Annotated in this window: 14 protein-coding genes; 5 read left to right on the top strand and 9 right to left on the bottom strand. The window is 68.9% G+C overall.

Going from position 1 to position 17,306, the window contains the following annotated elements; translation table 11 throughout:
• Positions 1-281: 281 nt before the first annotated feature.
• The 3 genes from AC4BEG_RS31605 to AC4BEG_RS31595 all read right to left on the bottom strand — a co-directional run bounded on the left by AC4BEG_RS31605 (position 282) and on the right by AC4BEG_RS31595 (position 3,420).
• Positions 282-755 (bottom strand): NUDIX hydrolase, encoded by a 474-nt coding sequence (locus tag AC4BEG_RS31605; protein WP_490703078.1) that lies wholly within the window; start codon positions 753-755, stop codon positions 282-284.
• Positions 752-1,699 carry a hypothetical protein gene (locus tag AC4BEG_RS31600; protein WP_490703077.1) on the bottom strand — a complete coding sequence of 316 codons (948 nt, stop codon included), beginning with the start codon at positions 1,697-1,699 and terminating at the stop codon, positions 752-754. Before AC4BEG_RS31600 ends, AC4BEG_RS31605 begins: the two co-directional genes overlap by 4 nt.
• A 629-nt stretch (positions 1,700-2,328) precedes the next feature.
• A complete protein-coding gene (locus AC4BEG_RS31595) occupies positions 2,329-3,420 on the bottom strand; it encodes a helix-turn-helix transcriptional regulator (RefSeq protein WP_490703076.1) in 1,092 nt (363 codons plus the stop codon).
• Positions 3,421-3,684: 264 nt separating this feature from the next.
• Here AC4BEG_RS31595 and AC4BEG_RS31590 point away from each other — a divergent pair, with 264 nt between their 5' ends.
• Entirely contained in the window at positions 3,685-4,104 is a 420-nt protein-coding gene (locus AC4BEG_RS31590) for a hypothetical protein (RefSeq protein ID WP_490703075.1), read from the top strand.
• Between the two features lie 259 nt (positions 4,105-4,363).
• Here the strand turns inward: AC4BEG_RS31590 and AC4BEG_RS31585 are convergent, their stop codons facing one another.
• Together AC4BEG_RS31585 and AC4BEG_RS31580 are read right to left on the bottom strand one after the other, a co-directional pair.
• On the bottom strand, positions 4,364-4,786 hold the full coding sequence (locus tag AC4BEG_RS31585) for a hypothetical protein (RefSeq protein ID WP_490703074.1): 423 nt from the start codon (positions 4,784-4,786) through the stop codon (positions 4,364-4,366).
• Positions 4,787-4,829: 43 nt separating this feature from the next.
• Positions 4,830-5,615, bottom strand: a complete 786-nt coding sequence (locus AC4BEG_RS31580) for an alpha/beta fold hydrolase (protein ID WP_490703073.1) — start codon at positions 5,613-5,615, stop codon at positions 4,830-4,832.
• Positions 5,616-5,698: 83 nt separating this feature from the next.
• Between AC4BEG_RS31580 and AC4BEG_RS31575 the strand changes: the two genes are divergently transcribed.
• Both AC4BEG_RS31575 and AC4BEG_RS31570 read left to right on the top strand, forming a co-directional pair.
• Complete coding sequence (locus AC4BEG_RS31575; protein ID WP_490703072.1) at positions 5,699-8,017, top strand: ATP-binding protein; 2,319 nt, start codon at positions 5,699-5,701, stop codon at positions 8,015-8,017.
• A gap of 390 nt (positions 8,018-8,407) precedes the next feature.
• Complete coding sequence (locus tag AC4BEG_RS31570; protein ID WP_490703071.1) at positions 8,408-8,734, top strand: ATP-binding protein; 327 nt, start codon at positions 8,408-8,410, stop codon at positions 8,732-8,734.
• 51 nt (positions 8,735-8,785) lie between these two features.
• On the opposite strand, the gene AC4BEG_RS31565 is transcribed toward AC4BEG_RS31570, so the two are convergent.
• A complete protein-coding gene (locus AC4BEG_RS31565) occupies positions 8,786-10,123 on the bottom strand; it encodes a hypothetical protein (RefSeq protein ID WP_490703070.1) in 1,338 nt (445 codons plus the stop codon).
• Between the two features lie 90 nt (positions 10,124-10,213).
• Entirely contained in the window at positions 10,214-13,642 is a 3,429-nt protein-coding gene (locus AC4BEG_RS31560; protein ID WP_490703069.1) for an outer membrane protein assembly factor BamB family protein, read from the bottom strand.
• A 336-nt stretch (positions 13,643-13,978) separates the two neighbouring features.
• On the opposite strand from AC4BEG_RS31560, the gene AC4BEG_RS31555 reads away from it, so the two are divergent.
• Entirely contained in the window at positions 13,979-15,412 is a 1,434-nt protein-coding gene (locus tag AC4BEG_RS31555) for a hypothetical protein (RefSeq protein WP_490703068.1), read from the top strand.
• Between the two features lie 39 nt (positions 15,413-15,451).
• A complete protein-coding gene (locus AC4BEG_RS31550; protein ID WP_490703067.1) occupies positions 15,452-16,390 on the top strand; it encodes an NAD(P)/FAD-dependent oxidoreductase in 939 nt (312 codons plus the stop codon).
• A 103-nt stretch (positions 16,391-16,493) separates the two neighbouring features.
• Here the strand turns inward: AC4BEG_RS31550 and AC4BEG_RS31545 are convergent, their stop codons facing one another.
• Positions 16,494-16,694 (bottom strand): winged helix-turn-helix domain-containing protein, encoded by a 201-nt coding sequence (locus AC4BEG_RS31545; RefSeq protein WP_490703066.1) that lies wholly within the window; start codon positions 16,692-16,694, stop codon positions 16,494-16,496.
• 398 nt (positions 16,695-17,092) lie between these two features.
• On the bottom strand, positions 17,093-17,305 hold the full coding sequence (locus AC4BEG_RS31540) for an MbtH family protein (protein WP_490703065.1): 213 nt from the start codon (positions 17,303-17,305) through the stop codon (positions 17,093-17,095).
• Between the last annotated feature and the right edge of the window lies 1 nt (position 17,306).

The following is a 17,306-nucleotide window of genomic DNA, read 5'->3' as shown; positions in this document are numbered from 1 at the left end:
ATCCCCTCCTAGGGATTCACCCAGAATCTTCCGGCACACAATTCGGAACCCAATCTTCCGGAAGATTGGGTTCCGGTATCGTTCAACCCGAACCGGGGCGCAATGGCTGCCATCACGCGAGCATTTGACCGTCCCGCCGCGCAAGAATGACCCCGCAAAAGGGTTGCCGGAACATGGAGCTAAAACCTTTCCAAGTCCGGAACCGAATGTGTGCGATGTGCATCAGAGTGGCGGCGACCCCGCGGGCGCCGGGTCGGCAGGCTCACCTGACGGTCCCGAGGTCAGCTGCCGACGGCTTCGGGCTCGGCGGGGGCACCGTCGGTGAGGACGGCGCGCAGCCGCGGCGCCAGGTCAGCGGGCACCAACCGGTCCTCGGTGGCATCCAGTTCGTCCAGCGTCCACCAGCGGTGGCCGGTGACCATGTCGATCTCGCCCTGACTGAAGCCGCTGGTGTCGATGGTGAAGTGGGGTACGCGGCAGAGGTAGATGCGCTCGCGGCAGTCGTAGGTGTTTCCGCCCCAGGAGGCCACGGCCTCCCGGTACCAGATCTGGGGCCCGATGGCGAGTTCCGTGAGGCCGGTCTCCTCCTCGATCTCGCGGCGGAGGGCGGCCTCGGGGGACTCGCCCTCCTTGATGCCACCGCCCACCGGGTACCAGAAGGTGCCGCCCTCGTCGACGCTGGAGAACAGCAGCAGTTTGGCGTCCTCGTCCAGCAGCAGGGCACGGGCGCTGTAGCGAATCCGAGGCGCCGTCACGGACGGACTCCTGTCGTTTCGGTGGTGTCGTCGATTGATGTGGTCAGCCAGGCTGTCAGGGTGTCCTTCCCATAGGTCGCCGGTGTCCACGCACCGTGCCGGGCGGGCACGGCAGCGGCCAAGGCGCGGAGCCGGCCCATGGGGTCGTCGGCCGGTTCGGGGCTCGGGTCGGCGGACAGCCACCGGCTGCGGTAGGCCGTGTCGGGCACGAGGACATGCTCGGCCAGCGCGGTCACGGCCCGCGCGGTGGGCAGCGGCCTGGACAGGGGCCGGGGCGCGCCGGTGTTCTCGACCACCACGAGTTGGTCGATCCGGGTCGACGCGGCGAACTCCACACCCGCCAGGCGGTACATCTCCGCGTTGCTGAGGGAGAGTTTGCCCTTGGGATCCGGTCTGCGGACGGCCGCCTCACCATGTCTGATGAGCGTGTCCCGCTCATCGGGAGCGATACCGAGACCGAGCGCCGCCTCGCGGGTGAGCCGGGTGGACAAGGGCAGGCCGATCACGGTCCATCCCGCGGCTCCGGCCAGCAGCAGGGAACGGTCGGTGGCCACGCAGTAACCACCGGCGCGGGCGATTTGCACGGCCGCGGAGGTCTTGCCCGCGCCGGAGAGCCCCGCGAGGACGAGTCCGGTGCCGTCGGGCAGGACGGCCGCCGCACCGTGCAGCATGAGCGCGCCACGGCCGACGAAGTGCTCACGCACCAGCTCCCGAATGGTGCGGGTGACAACGAGCCCCAGCTCGTGCTCCTGGGCGGCGACGATCTCCCACGCGCGGAAGTCCGTGGTGACCAGGGCGTGCGTGAACTCGTGCCCTTCCCCGGAGGCGATGACGAACGCCCCGTCCTCGCGCCGGTGGCAGTCGTACCACCATCCCGCGCACGACTCCCGGCGCTCGGTCGCCGGTGGCCCGGTCAGTTCCGCGAGCCGCGACGGAGAACTCACGGCCGAGATGTCGAACCGCGTCACCGCCGGGTTCACATCGGTGCGAGCGAGCTGGTGCTGACTGCTGATGTAATCGACAACTCCAGGGCCCTTGGCGCGGACTCGAAACGCCAGATCATGCCAGACAAATTCGGTTTCACATTCCGATAACAAGTCCACCACTCTCCGATCCCTTGCACATACCAACCTCACCTGCGGCTAGCCATGATGCCGTCACGGCATGCCCTGCGTCCCCCAGAAAGCGGTGGCTGAAAAGCGATGGCCGCTCGCGAGCGTATCTCTGTACGGACCGGATCAGGGCGGCGAAGTAATACGTCCCGGAGGCCGAGCATACACATGGCATCGTGGTGCCCGGATTCACGCGCGATTCCGCACGTTGAGCAAACGTGCACACTCAGCGTGCTGCTGCCACGCGAACTCCGCAGCGCTTCAACAAGTCTGGAACATCGCCTAGTTTCCGCTGGAGCGGCTGATGCCCCGTCTGGGCCATGATGACGAGCGGTCTGCCTCCCCATCGGATGCCAATGTCGGCTCTGGCCTCGCTTCCGGAGGAGAATGCGGGCACCACGCCCGGCGAGCCGGGCTGCCCTCCCCAGCACCGGGCACGCTCTCGGCTCTGCGTACCGGGCTCAGAGGCGAACGTCGAGGCTCCGGACCGCTTCGGGGAGTTGGCGTCGCCCGGTGATGTTGAGTTTGCGGAACGAACTGGTGAGGTGGTTTTCCACGGTGCGCTGGGTGATGAACCGCTCCTGGGCGATCTCACGGTTGGTGAGACCTTGGGCAGCCAGGACCACAACCCGGCGTTCGCTTTCGGTCAGGGCCTGGATTCCGACCGTACGCAGGCTGCGGGGGCGGCCCCCGAAAGTCCGCAGCCTGTCGAGGGCCCGGTTGCTCAGTGCCACCGCACCGCAGTACTGCGCGAGCTGGAGTGAGCGGCGAGCCAGCTCGCGCGCCAGGCGGGTATGGCCGGATTCGAACCTCAGGGTGGCCAGGTCGATGAGCGAGCGTGCCTGTTCCAGGGTGGCCCCGGCCTCGTCCAGCAGCCCGACGGACTCCTCCACCAAACGCTGTCCCCGCCCCCCGCGCACAGTGAGCCCGGCGGCGCGCAGGGAGATGCCCACAGCCCGCGGTGCGCCGAAGGCACGTGCCTGGTGGAGCTCCTCCTCCGCGAGGTGTTGGGCGGATGCGTGGTCGCCCATGGCCAGGTGGACGAGGGCAGCTTGGGAGCGCCAGGCCAGCACGGCCGGGTTGTCCCGTCGCCACTCCGTCTGGCGACGTCCGCATTCAAGGAGGTCCGCCAGGGCGTCTTCGAGGTGACCGCGTGCGACAGAGAGCCGCGCGCGGGCTTCAAGAAGGTGACTGCCGTGCCAGACGTCGTCCAAGCGGTTGCCGTCGGGCACGGCGAGAAGAGGAACGGCCTGGTCGGCCTGGTCGCATTCCACCAGAGCCCGTACCAGGGGGGCCGTGACGAGGGCCAGTCGGTTGTCCCCACGGGAGGAGGACAGCAGTTCCAGACAGGTGCGGCCGGTCTCGATCGCTGTGTGCAGGTCACCGGTGCGCCAGGCGTGCTCGGTTCTGTTCAGCGACGCCCAGATCCGGGCCTGCGGCTCGCCATCGCGCTGGGCATGAGCGGCCAGCCGGTCGATGAACACGGCCGCTTCCTCGTCCTGGTCGCACCAGGTCAGCGCCTGCACGGCCAACCCGGCAACTTTGATCCCCACGCCTGGCGAAAAATCACCTTTCAGCGCCCGGCGGGCCTCAGTGGCCATCGCAGCGGCATCCGGTTCCTGCTCCGCTCCACAGCGTGCGCGAAGGGCCGCCGTCCCCCGTTGGACCACCTCATCGTCCGGATACCGTCCCTCGAACTCCGCAACCTCCCGGGCCAGGTGAGGCCGCTTCGCCCGGTCGTCCGCATCGATCAGCAGACGCTGTAGGCGCAGACGCGCAGCCAGGTCATGGCGGGGTGATCCGGTGGTAACGAAGGCATGGGCTTCGCGGTCGAGCAGTTCGGTTGCCTGGCATCCACGGCGGCAACGGGTCAGAGCATCGGCAAGAACGGTCACCACCTCCAACCGCCGCGCCGGGTTCTCATGGCCGAGAAGGCTGAGCACCTCGGTGAGATGACGCACCGCAGCCGCCGGATGCGAGCCCGCCTCGATCTGGCCCAGCTCCGCCAGCACAACGGCACGCTCGCCCGGCGACAGCGGCTCGTGCAGAATCCGGCGGAGGTAGTCTGCGGCAACGCCGAACTGTGCTCGTGCCGTGGCAGCATGGGCAGCGGCCCGGAGCACACTCACCACCCATGGCTCACCGGCCGACTCGGCGGCCAGCAGGTGCCTCGCGATCTCCTCGGGCGGCGCATCCTCATCGTGCAGCGCACGCGCAGCCCGGTACCGCGGACATGACTGCTCACACGGCTCCGTCACAGTGATGACAGTTCCTCCCCACTAGACGAACAATCAGGTCAGCGCGTCACACGGCAGACCCACCGGACATGTGGCCATCTCCCCGGGAGTGGAACCCGGCGAGCCGCACCACCATGGCCGCCCGTCCGGGACACCGGGCAGGGGAGGAATACGCATCTCACTACGCACACCGCGGATGCTCACCCCACGGCGGCAGGGCCGGCTCTGCCGGCAGAGCCGGCCCATCACTGCATCGGTGTCACCCGGCGGCTCTCCGCAGTCCGGCCACCTGCAACGCGGCGAAGACCACGACCGCGATGCCGATGAAACCGACATACAGGGCCCCGAGATCAGTCACGGGGAACCAGCCGGCCGTTGCCAGCGCCAGGCAGCCCACTGCCCAGACGACGTTGAGAACCACCGCGCCGACCGCGATCCACTGGATCACCCTCGGCCGGGTGGCGGCGTACCACAGCGCACCCGCGTAGACCGCCAGGAACCCGCCCTGCGCCCAGTGCAGCCACGCGGGAAGGCCAAGCAACCTGTCCATCGGCCGCGCGCCCAGCAGACTGAGCACGGCAACCGCCCCGGACACCGCCCCGTCCAGCTTCAGAGCCAAACGCAGCAGACTCTCCTCCTTCACATGCCCGGTTCCCACCGCACCGGTCTGCGCTGCATGCATAACGACCACCTTCACTTCCTTCACTTCTCGTGCTGAATGGTTGTCACGCGGTGCGGGAGCCGGACCGGGCCGCGGAATCAATCACCTTGGCGACCTGCTCCGGGTGGGACAGCGGCGCGGCATGGCTCGCGGGAACAGACGTGGTGATCGCCTTCATGCGCTCGGCCATCCACCACTGCGCCGCCGGCAGCAGCGCCCGGTCCTCCTCGGCCACCACGTACCACGACGGAACAGACGCCCACGCCGGCTCACCCGAGCGCGTCTCGAAGCAGGCAGGCGCAGCCGGCTTCTGCACACTGGCCAGCATCGCCGCACGGGGCGGGTGAAGGTCCGCGGCGAACACCGGCCCGTACTGGTCGGGATCAAGCCACATCCGGCCCTGCTCATCCTGGCGCAGTGCCTCAGCCACCGGCGAGGGGAAACGGGCCAGAACATCGTTGCCGTTCTCGCCCTTGTCCGGCGCGAACGCCGCGACATACACCAGGGCGGACACATTCGCCGCCCCCTGAGCCGCGTTGGTGATGACCGCGCCGCCGTAGGACCACCCCGCCAGAACCACCGGCCCAGGCAACCGGTCCACCAGCTGCCGGACCAGGGTGACGTCTTCCTCCACCGACGTCAGAGGCAGTTGCACTGCCTGCACCCGGTGCCCAGCCTGGTGGAGCTTGGGGATCACCTCGCTCCAGCTCGAACCGTCCGCCCACAGCCCGTGAACCAGCACAATATCCGTCATTGCCATCAATTCCCTGAACTCGTCGAGGGTCCGCCCGTCGATCAGCGCCGGACGGAACAGACTTGCCGGGGACCAAGACTGGTCAACCGGACGCATCGGCGGATCACGGCGTCACCGTGAAGTTTCCGCCGCGCGCTGTCCCTCGGGGCGGCACGGCGGCCGTGGCCTAGGCTGCGACCATGGGCGCTACCGTGCGAGACGCATCCACCTTGCCTGCGGAAATGAACAGCTTCGTCGGTCGACGCCGGGAAGTGGCTCAAGTCCGGCACTTGCTGTCGTCCGGCCGACTGGTGACGCTGACCGGCGCGGGCGGCATCGGCAAGACCCGACTGGCCATGCGTGTCGCCGCCGACGTACACCGTTCTTTCCCGGGCGGCGTGTGGCTGGTGGAGCTGGCCACACTGGAGGATGAAACGCTGGTGGCTCAGGCGGTTGCCGCCAAGCTCAGGCTCGGAAACGAGTCGGGGCGCGAGCCGGTGGAGATGCTGGCGGACTACCTGGTGGACCAGCGGCTGCTGCTCATCCTCGACAACTGTGAACACCTGCTCGAGCAGTGTGCATCCCTGGTGGCCACCTTGCTGGGCGTCGCTCGCGATCTGCATGTGCTGGCGACCAGCCGCCAAGCGCTCGGTGTGCAAGGGGAGCGGCCGTTGCCTGTGCCGCCGATGTCGCTGCCCGAGCCGGGCGAAGTGTACGCATCCGAGGCGTCGGCACAGTGTGAGGCCGTGCGGTTGTTCACCGACCGCGCCGTCGCCGTCCGTCACGACTTCGTGGTCACCGCGGACAAAGCCCAGGCGATCGCGCAGATCTGTCGGCGCTTGGACGGAATGCCACTGGCTATCGAGCTGGCCGCGGCAAGAACGCGCGTCTTGTCGGTCGAAGAGATCCTGCACCGCCTCGATGACCGTTTCCACCTGCTGACCCGCGGGTCGCGTAGCGCGCTTCCGCGTCACCGGACCCTGCGCGCGGCGATCGACTGGAGTTTCGAGCTGTGCTCGACGCGTGAGCAACAGTTGTGGTCACGTCTGTCGGTGTTCTCCGACGGTTTCGACCTTCCGTCGGTCGAGGCTGTCTGCTGCGGTGACGGCATCGAACGGTCCGAGGTGCTCGATCTGGTGACGGATCTGGTCGACAAGTCCGTACTTGGGTGTGAAGAGCACGGCGCACGGATGCGCTACTGGCTGCCGGAGACATTGCGCCAGTACGGACTCGAACGGCTGGCGGCGTCAGGTGAGAAGGACACACTGCGGGCACGCCATCGGGACTACTACCACGGCCTTGCCGATCAGGCCGAGGCCGAGTGGTTCGGCCCCGGCCAGTTCGAGCGGTTCCGCGTACTGCGCGCCGAGCATCCCAATCTCCGTGCCGCGCTGGCGTTCTGTATGAGTGAACCCGGCCAGGCCCGTAGCGGGTTGGCGCTCGCCGCCGCGATGTGGAGCCACCGGCTCGGCTTCGGCTCGCTCGGGGAGGGTCGCCGCTGGCTGTCCGAGGGACTCACCCTGGACGCGGAGCCCAGCCCTGTCACAGCGAAAGCCCTGTACGTCGACGGCCTGCTCGCGCTCCTCCAGGGTGACGGCGATGGGGCCGCGGCACGGCTGGAGCAGTTTCGCAGCCTGCCCCAGGAGCTGCGGAGCCATCCGGATCTCGCCCGTCCCGCTGTGACCATCGAAGGGCTGAGTGCCCTGTTCCGCGGGCACTTCCGCGATGCGGTGCCGGCGCTGGAAGACGCCTTCAGTCGGCATATGGCCTCAGGTGACCCCGGCTCGGCCGCAGTCACCGCCTTCATGCTGACCACCGCCTTTTTCAACCTCGACGACGCTCGGGCCGCCGAGTATGCCGAGCGATGCCTTGCCTTGTGCGAGACCCACCAAGCGGAGTGGTCCCGCACCCACGCGCGGTGGGCACTGGCCCTGGAGGCATACCGGCAGGGCAGCACACGGCGCGCCGCCACACTCGTCCGTCATGCGCTGCGGGAGAAGCCGCTCTCACACGACCAGTACGGCATTGCCCAGTGCTTGGAAGTCCTGGGCTGGTGCGCCATGAAGGAGGGGCGCGGCGCTCGGGCCGCCACGCTGCTCGGTGCCGCACAGGCAACCTGGGAGGTGTCCGGCTCTGCCCTCTCCGGGTTCGGCCATCTGCTCACCGGCCACCAGCGGTGCGAGGCCGCATTGCGCCAGGAGATGGGTGACGAGGCGTTCACGCTCGCCTTTCACGGCGGAAGGCAGCTGACATTGGAGCAAGCGGTCACCTACGCCCTGGAGGAGAAGCAGGCGGCCGCGGTCCCACCACCCGCCGAGGCAGCGTCCGCACCCCTGACCCCCCGCGAACGGCAGGTCGCCGACCTCGTCGCGCAGGGGCTGAGCAACAAGGAGATCGCCGCGAAACTGGTGATCGCACGGCGTACCGCCGAAGGCCATGTCGAGCACATCCTCACCAAGCTCGGCTTCACCTCCCGCTCCCAGATCGCCGCCTGGGCGGCACGTCAAGAGGCCGGCTGATCGCCGCTTCAGAATCAGCTTGCTGGCACGCATTCACACAGCGCAACATCACCTTCACAGATCGCGAACTCGTGCGGGTCGGTGGATACGTAGGCAGCGCATACGTATCGGTCCGCGTAGTGTCCCCCTTCTCTCCACGACGAGGCCCTGGGCAGTGTGAGAGGTGTTCCACCGCTGTGCCGTTCACCTCTGGTTAGGACGATGGAAACCCCGCGACAGGCCTCACGTGCGATACCCACGCCGACGTGTACCACCGGCGGCAGCGGCCTTCGCGACAGGGGCCAGGACGTAGTCCGCCTGGAACGCGATCCGCGTTTCGTCGACCGGACATCGCGTCGGCTGACGCACGGCCCGGAAGCGGTCGCTCACGCCCGCCGCATCGCCCGGTCCATGCTCAGCACCTGGCAGATCGGCGACGATGCCGCCCATTCGGTGCTGCTCGTGGTGTCCGAGCTGGTCACCAACGCCGTGGAGCACGCCCGGCCGCCGCTCACCCTGCACCTGTCCCGCGAGAACACGGGTCGCCGGGTGTGGGTGGGTATCACCGATGGCGGCCCCGCAACACGGGAGGGGGCCTGGGCTTCGTCCTGCGCCCATGACGAACACGGGCGCGGCCTGGCCATTGTCGAAGCCCTCGCCACCACTCACGGTGCCCGTCATCACACGGGTGGGAGCACGCATTGGGCCCGCTTGCCCTTGGCGCACGGGACCCGCTGATCATGGTCGACGAGTAGGCCGGTTTCCGGCCTGGCGTTGCCCACCTGAGCCTCAGGGAGCCAGGACGCGTCCCGCGGCCAGTACGGAGGCCAGGCTCCCACCGAGCACAACGGCCACCGCGGAGACCATGGGCGCGCGCCGTGTCCATACGTGCAGCGTGGGCGAGTTGGAGGCGCGTGTCAGCAGGGCGTCACGCCCCCGGAGTACGACCAGGCCGACACCGGTCAGCGTCAGCGCCATACCGCAACCGAATGCCGCCACCATCAGCACCGCGGTGCCGACCTGGCCGGTCAGCAGCCCGCTGAGCAGAACGAGGAACGCCGATGGCGAGGGCAGCAGACCACCGGAGGTACCGAGCAGCAGGATGCCGCGCCAGGTGAGCAGGGACGTACCGGCGGGGACAAGGTGGCTGTGCGCGAGTCCGTGCCCGTGGTCGTGGCTGTGCGCATGTCCGTGGTCGTGGTCGTGGTCGTGGCTGTGGCCCTGTGCACGGCCCCGGTTGCCCAGGTGGCGCCGGAGCAGGCTCACCCCGACGCCCACCACGACCAGGGCTGCCGTCAGTTGCAGCCAGCCCGTCAGCGCCGAGATGTCCGGGGCACTCGCCGAGGCGAGCCACCATCCGACGGCGAGCGCGGCGACGGACGCGGTGTGCATCACGGCGACGATGACGCCCAGCCACACCGCATCCCGCGCCCGCCCCCGTCCGGCCACGAGGAAACCGGCCGCGAGCGTCTTGCCGTGGCCCGGGGCGCAGGCGTGAAAGGCCCCCACCCCGGCCGAGACGAGCAGTGCCAGGGGGAGCACGGCACGGTGTTCCAGCAGCTGGGAAAGGTCCATGGTCCAGACGCTGAACGGCTTCTGGGGCCCGGCCGCCGCGTCCGGATCGCCGCGTCCGGACCCGCTGGGCGCGAGCGTACGGGTCGGCTCGTCGGCCGTGTGCAGACCGCCGCCGCCCGACTCCGTGACGGATATCGTGCGGTACTTCGGATCGACATCGTTCAGCGCGGTGATGGTCATGGCGACCGTGGCCACCGGCTCCGGGCAGTGGTAGCGCAGGCGAGCGCCCGCGTCGGCGAGGTGCGCGGTGTCCGCGCGGTCCAGCGGACAGGACCGGCCGTCCTGGCGCAGTGTGATGTGCGAGCCGAGGTACCGCGCCTGGGACATGCCCGCCTTGTCGGAGACCTTGCGGAGTACGGCCAGGTCGTCCTCGGCGGCCGACCAGACGACCTCGACCGCCTTCCCGTCGGCCTTGATCCTGGCGACCGGAGGGGTACCGAAGGGGTGAGCGTCCGCCGGACCCGCGAAACCGAGCAGCACCAGCGTGGTGAGCGCGCCGACAAGGAGGAGGCGGTGAGCCGCCCGGGAGCAGATGTGGCCGAAGGTGTGCACAGTGGTGTTCCGATCAGGAGTGCCCTGCGGGCCGCCTCCCCTGGAGGGGGAGCCGGCCCGCAGGGCGGGAGGGGTGTAACCGGGTGGCTGTCAGCCGCGGCGGTCGCGCCGGGCCGCCAGCGCGTGGATCGTCCCGTCGTCGGTGAGGGCGATCACCCAGTCACCGCTGACGGACAGCGCCGAAGCCACCCCGCCACCGAGGTTGTACTCGGTCAGCCGCTTACCGGTGGCGCGGTCCAGGACGACCACTCGTCCGTCCCAGGTGCCCGCGTAGAGCCGGTCCTTGGTCACCAGGGCGTGCATCGTGGGGGACCCAGGCCCCTCACCGGTGCAGCCCACGGCCACCCGCCACTTGTCGTCCATGGGGCTCTCCCCGGGCAGATAGCCGACGGGGGTCTCCCACAGCGGCTTGGCCGGGTCGGCCGCACTGGTGTCGTAGGCGCGGATGACACCGTCCCGGTTGGCGATGTAGGCGACGCTGCCCCAGACGGCGGGGCTCGTCAGCGGAGCGCGGCCGGGCTCGCAGTTCGAGGCGTCGTTCGCCGGGGTCTTCCACAGGACCTCACCGGTCTGCGGGTTGTGCCCACGGACACCGCTGGTGGTCCTTGTCACCACCTGCGGCTCCCCGTTGTCGGGGTCGGTGAGGGCCGGGGAGGAGTGGCTGTCGATACCGCCGTCGGTGTTCTGGGCCCACAGCTGTTTGCAGCTTGCGAGGTCCATGGCGACCAGTGTGTTGCTGGAGTCGGTGTGCAGGTAGGCGGTGTTGGTGCCGGGCTTGCGGACCGCCGTGCTGTGGAACTGCCCCCAGCTGGTCGCTCCGTTGAAGCCACCGAGCAGCTCTCCGCTGCCGGCGTCACGGCACCGGATCTTGTTCCAGTTCTGGTAGACCGCGACCTTGCGGTTGTCGCCCGTCAGACCGAAGACACTGACCGGACCGCCGGCCCGCCCGTGGCGGCGCACGGTGTCACCGTGCTGCTGCTCGTCCTCGATCGTCTGCCAGACGACATGGCCGTCCTTGGCGTCGAGAGCGTAGATCCGGCCGACGGCGGTGGTCAGGTAGACCTTGCCGTCGTGGAGGGTGGGCGCCGATTCGGCGTCACCGTCCAGATAGGTGCGCCAGACCTCACGGCCTGAGGCGAGGTCGTAGGAGAGCATCATGCTGTACGGGGAGTCGAACGCCCGGGAGCTGACGATCACCTTGCCGTCGGCGACGACCGATCCGTTGAGGTTGAACTGCTCACCGGTACTGGCAGCCCACCGCAGGTCGAGCTTGCTGCCCGGATTGTCCGAGCTCGCGGAGCGCCCGGCCTCGTCGCGGCCCTGACGGGTCCAGTCCTGGCCACTCCGGGGCTTGGCCAGCCGGCTGTCGGGCACCACCTGGAAAGTGTTCTTGATGGTGGGCCATTCCTTGCCCTTGGTGTCCACGGCGGTCATCTGCGCCGTGTACGTACCGGGGGCCAGGTCCTGGATACGGTCGCTGACCCGGGTCCAGGAGATACGGGCGTCCGGACAGGGCTCCCGCTCGCCACCGGGCGCCGTGTAGCAGTTCTCGATGCCCGTCCGGTGGTTGCCCGCGCCGAACTTCAGTCCCTTCTCCTGCCGTACCGTACGGCCACGTCCATCACGGACGGTGAGGCTCGCTGTGGCCGGGGTGCGGCCGTCGTCCTCGGCGTACAGCTCGACCGGGATGGGGGCACCGGCGGGGTGGACACTGTCCGCCGCGGGGCTGACCAGCGCGGCATCGTCATCGATGTCGAACTGCCGGTGTGTGCCCTGAATGTAGCCGGTGTCTTCGTTGCGCTGGGTACGCGGGTTGTCGGTGATGTCCTTGAAGTCAAGGATCTTGTAGTCCGGGTGGGCTCCGTCGATGCCGTACTTGCCCTGGTTGTTGACCTCCACCGAGCGGCGGAAGGCGCCACGGCGGTACTCGGCCTGCTGGTTGTGGCCCGCGGCGAACATCCGCACGTCGTACTTGGCCAGCTCGTCGACGGTCGGCTGCATACCGGCGCCGGGTCCCCACACGGTGAACAGGGACCGGTGCGCGAACACGAGCACCTGCTTCCCCACGGCGTGGCGCTTGAGGTCCTCACGCAACCACTCGAGCTGCGGCTTCAGACCACTGGAGTCGTAGTTGTCCTCGAGGACGACGATATGGCGGCCGTTGCGGTCGAAGCTGTACCACTCCGGGCCCATGTTCCTGCGCCAGTACTCCATACTGCCGCCATAGCCCTGGGAGGTGGCGGTGCCACCGAAGTCATGGTTGCCGATCGTCGGGTAGAAGGGCATACCGAGCCGGCCGTCGGTCAGCCCCTTGCGCAGCAGGTCGTAGCCACCTTGCCGACGAGGCTCCGCGGCGTAGTCGGTGACCGACAGATCACCTGTCGTGATCACCATCGACGCTCCGTCGACCTCGGACATCGCGTCGACCTGGCCGGTCCACTCCGGGAGGGTGCTGCGCGCGGCCGCGTCCGAGGTGTTGGACACCTCGCCGTCGGAGTCCATCAGCCACTTCTCGGTGGGGTCGGCAGCGCGCTTGTCCGGCACCAGGGCGAAGTCGATGCCGGTGCGCGGACCGCTGTCGGGCACCTTCTGGAAGAACTGCGGGACGTAGTCTTTGCGCAGCGCGGGCGTATAGCCGTTCGGGGAGACGATGTTGACGAGATCGGTCTCCCGGCGGTTCGGGTCGATCCGCAGGGTGTACGAGCCGTCGGCGCCGGTCGTCGTCCAGACCTCGCCGTCGGTGACATCAACACCGGGCATGGGGTCCTCGCCCGGGTCACGTACGCCGTTGTGGTTGGCATCCTTGAAGACGGTGCCCTCAACGGCCACCCGGCCGTCGGTCGGCTCGGCGGCGAACGAGGCACCGGCGGTCGACACCATCCCCGCCACCAGCGCCGTCCCGGCCGCGACCAGCTGCTTACGGCGACGCCGGGGGCTGTGGGCCTGCGGCTGGTGCCGACGCCGGTACCGCCCGCCGAGCCGGAGCGCCCATCGAAGGGCCGATAGAGCCACCACGGCGAGACCTATGAGCAACACCACGGGGCGCCAGGGGAAGGCCGAGCCCGCGGGCACCACCTCATGGGCGCCCGACGCGTCGACCACGGGGGTGGCCTCGGTGGCGTCGACCGTGTTGCCGTCCAACTCCACAACGGCCTGTGTCAGTCCGCCGTCCTTCAGCATCGAGGTCAGGTCGAGCTTGTCGACATGGCAGCTCCATGCCAGCTCGACCACCACACCGCCGGGGACGCCACCACTGTCGCCCGCGACTCCGGAGGCGCTGGTCGGGCAGGCCGCGTCAAGAAGGCGCGACGCCCACGCGCCCGCCTTCTCGGGCGACACCACATCCTTGTGAACGATGAGCCGCCCGCTGGTGACGTTCTTGTGGGTGGAGACGATAAGTTCGGCATGCTGCCGCGACACATGGGCCGACGCGGGCTGCGCACCAAAGACCAGGCCGAAGGCCAGTACGGAGACCAGCAGCGCCAGTACGGATCTCGCTGCTGTGCTGATTGTTTTCATGCCCAGGAACAGTGGGCCCGACAGGCTGCCGGGGCAATAACTTCTGGCGAAGAATCACCCTCCCCGCGGCGAACAGCCGTACGGGACGCTGAGCGCCGCCGGTGTCCGGAGGATCGGCGGCGCCCGGTTGTGGTCACCCTCAGGGATGTGTTGGCCTCGCCGACGTGTTCCGTGATGACAGAGGTTCGCAAGACACCCAGGACCACACCGCGGACGGTACGACCATGGTCGTATGACCGAGCCGGTTGCCGATCCGCGGGAGGCGGCGGGCTGCACCGCACATTCCTTGCGTGAACTCCTCCATCGCGAATACGGCGAGTGCGAAGGCAACGAATCATGAAGCTACCCAGAGCAGGCACCTGGATACGGACGCTGCTCGCGCCCGCTCCGCCGCCCAACCGGGCCGCCAGGCGGGCCGGTCCCGCACGTCGTGCGAGTGGGCTCGCCCGCGACGCCTCCCATCTCGCCCCCACCGTTTCGCAGTTCGCATGCGGTGCCTCCCGGTTGGCCCGTGAGACCTCCCGGTTCGGCCTCGTCTACTCCGGGCTCTACTGCCTGACGAATTCCCAGATCCTGCCGTCCCTCCTGGGGGGCGGACTGGGGCACCGGCGGGTCGCGGTCGAGACATGGTCGAAGGTCTGGGGCATACGGCCGGTGCGCTCCTGGGTGGCCTCGCATGTGTTCCGTGCCGAGGTGGACGATCGCTTCGAGGGCGGCGACAACCGGTACGCGTGGGTGGGGCAGGCCTGCTGGCTTGGGGCCGCCGCCGCGGTCACCTCCGCGTGGTCCGCGCTGGACCGGCGCCAGACGGGCTACGACACGGCACGGCCGTGGATCGAGCTGGCCGTCCGGCTGTGTCTGGCCGGGCAGATGATCTACTACGGGGCCGCCAAAGCCATCCCGTTGCAGTTCCAGACGCCGCTTTCCCGGTTCGTCGAGCCGCTCGGAAACCTCAGTCCGATGGATCTGCTGTGGGCCCAGTCGGGCCACTCGACGGCGTATCAGATCCTGCTCGGCTGCGCCGAGATCTCCGGCGGTCTGCTGTTGCTCCAGCCGAGGACGGCGACGCTGGGCGCGCTGTTGTCGGCGTTGGAGCTGGCCCAGGTGTTCATCCTGAACATGACCTTCGACGTGCCGGTGAAGCTCCACTCGTTCCATCTGCTCCTGCTGAGCCTCGTGCTGCTGGCACCGGAGTCCGCCCGCCTCGCCCGGTCCCTCCTGGCGGACCAAGAGGTCCGTCTCGCTCCCCGGCCCCGGCTGCTGCGCAACGAACGCGCGAACCGGATCGCCGAGGCCGCGCAGGTCGCCGCGGGACTCTGGCTGCTGGGCGCGCAGCTGCGCAACAACTGGGGATTCTGGGAGAAGTTCGGCGGCGGAGGGGAGAAGCCCGCGCTGTACGGCATCTGGCACGTCGACGAGTTCTCGGTCGACGGTGAGCCGCGCCCGCCGCTGACCACCGACCCGCAACGGTGGCGGCACGTCATGTTCGACTCCGGCGACCTCGTCGGCATCCAGCGCATGGACGACTCGCTCGACACCTGCCTCGCGGCCCACGCCCCGGACGGCGCGTCGCTGACGCTGCTGAAGATGACCGACCCGGAGTGGAAGGCGACCGTGTCGGTGGAGCGCCCCGCGGACGACCGGCTGACGCTGGACGGCGATGTCGACGGCGCCCATGTGCGGGTACGGCTGCACCGGCTGGATCTCCGGCAGTTCCCCCTCATCGGCCGCGGCTTCCACTGGGTGCAGGAAAGCTCCTCCCTGCGCTAGCGGACTCCCCGCGACAGCGGACTCGGAAGGTACCGACCCATGTCTTCGAACTCCGGCAATGAAACCGTCATCGTGGGGGCCGGCCCGGCCGGGCTCACCGCGGCGCTCGCCCTGAGCAGATACCGCCACCCCGTGGTCCTCGTCGACAGCCGTCAGGCACCGCGCAACCACTTGTCGAGCGGTGTGCACGGGCACATCGGTCTGGACGGTGTCCCTCCCGCCGAGATCCGGTCCCGCACCTTTGAGGAACTCTCCCGGTACGCGACCACCGACATCCTGGAGGCCGATGTCGACGGCGTACGCACGGGGGACGACGGCCGGTTCCGCGTCGCCCTCGGCAACGGCGACACCCTGGAGGCTTCGACCGTCCTGCTCGCCACCGGTGTCATCGACGTCCACCCGGCCGACGTGGACGGGTTCTCCGCCTGCTGGGGCCACACCGTCATCCACTGCCCGTTCTGCCTCGGCGAGGAGAACGCCGGGCGCCGCTGGGGCCATGTCACGGACAACGCCCAGCTCGCCGCCCTGTCGGCGGTGGCGATGCGCGCGTGGAGCAAGGACACCGTCGTCATCTGCCCCGAGTCGATGCCCGGCCTCGACGAGGCCCGCACGACCGCGCGCGGCTTGGGCGGCGACATCGTGGCGGGCACGATCCGCCGTCTGCACCACCACGACGGATCGCTGTACGCGGTCGAGTTCGACGACGGCCGCACCCTGGAGCGCGACACCCTGGTGTGGACGCCGGAGCAGCGGCAGCAACCCGTCATCGCAAGGGCCGTCGACGAGCTGAAACTGACCGTCGACGACGGCGGGTTCCTGAGTGTCGACGACACGCAGTGCACCAACGTCCCGGGCCTGTACGCGGCCGGGGACGTGGCCTCCCGGTGGAAGCAGTCGTTCACCTCGGCGGCCGCGGCGGGTGCCGCCGCCGCCGAGGCCATGCACGCCACGGCGGTCTTCAGCGCCATCCAGCACTGACCAACGCCGTCCAACGCCGACCCACCGGGGCGGCACGCGCGGAAACGCCCGGCCGGAGGTCTCCCCCCTGTCCTCCGGCCGCCGACGCTGCCGACTGTTCCGTTCAGGCCTGCGCCTTCTCCAGCATGTACCCCCGACCCCATACGGTCCGGATCGACAGATCGATCGGCAGGAGCCGGCGGCGGAGCCGCATGATGTGCAGGTCGAGCGAGTTCCTGGTCAGCGTCGGCATCCGTGAGGCCAGACAGTGCACGAACTCATTGCGGTAGACCACTTCGTCGAAGCGCTCGATCAGCAGCCTCATGAGCTCGGTCTGAGTGGTGGAGATGGTGATCGAGTGACGGCCGAATCTCAGATTTCCCGCCGAGTCGAGTGTCGGTACCCTACGACTGTTGAATCGGTTCTGTAAGGCTCTGACCCGAGCCTCCAGGTCGTCGCGGGAGATCGGTGGCCGGACCCAGTCCTCGACCGGGTCAATGCTGACCGGCGGCTGCGCACCTCCCTCGACGACGAGTAGTCGCGGTACTCCTTCCCTACGACATCGGCTCCTCAGGTCCATTTGCACGGGCCACCGGACGAAGATGACGTCGCTCCGAGCTCCCACAGGTAACTCCACCCCCAGTTCGGTGCTTACGCGTAGTCCCTACGGCTCTCGCGATGAGTCCCTCCAAGGTGTTGTGGGCGTCGTTTCCCCCCTCGGTTTCACGCGTCCATGGCCTGCTGGAGGCTTCGGGGACGCATATCGGTCCAGTTCTCCTCCACATACGCCAGGCTCTCCGCCCGTCCGGCCGGACCGAAGACCGCGCGCCAGCCGGCGGGGACCTCGGCGAACGCGGGCCAGAGCGAGTGCTGGTCCTCGTCGTTGACCAGCACATGGAACCGGCCGTCCTCGTCGTCGAACGGATTGGTGCTCATA

Source organism: Streptomyces sp. JLBJ103 (genome assembly GCF_058215575.1).
This window is presented reverse-complemented; position numbering and strand designations above follow the sequence as displayed.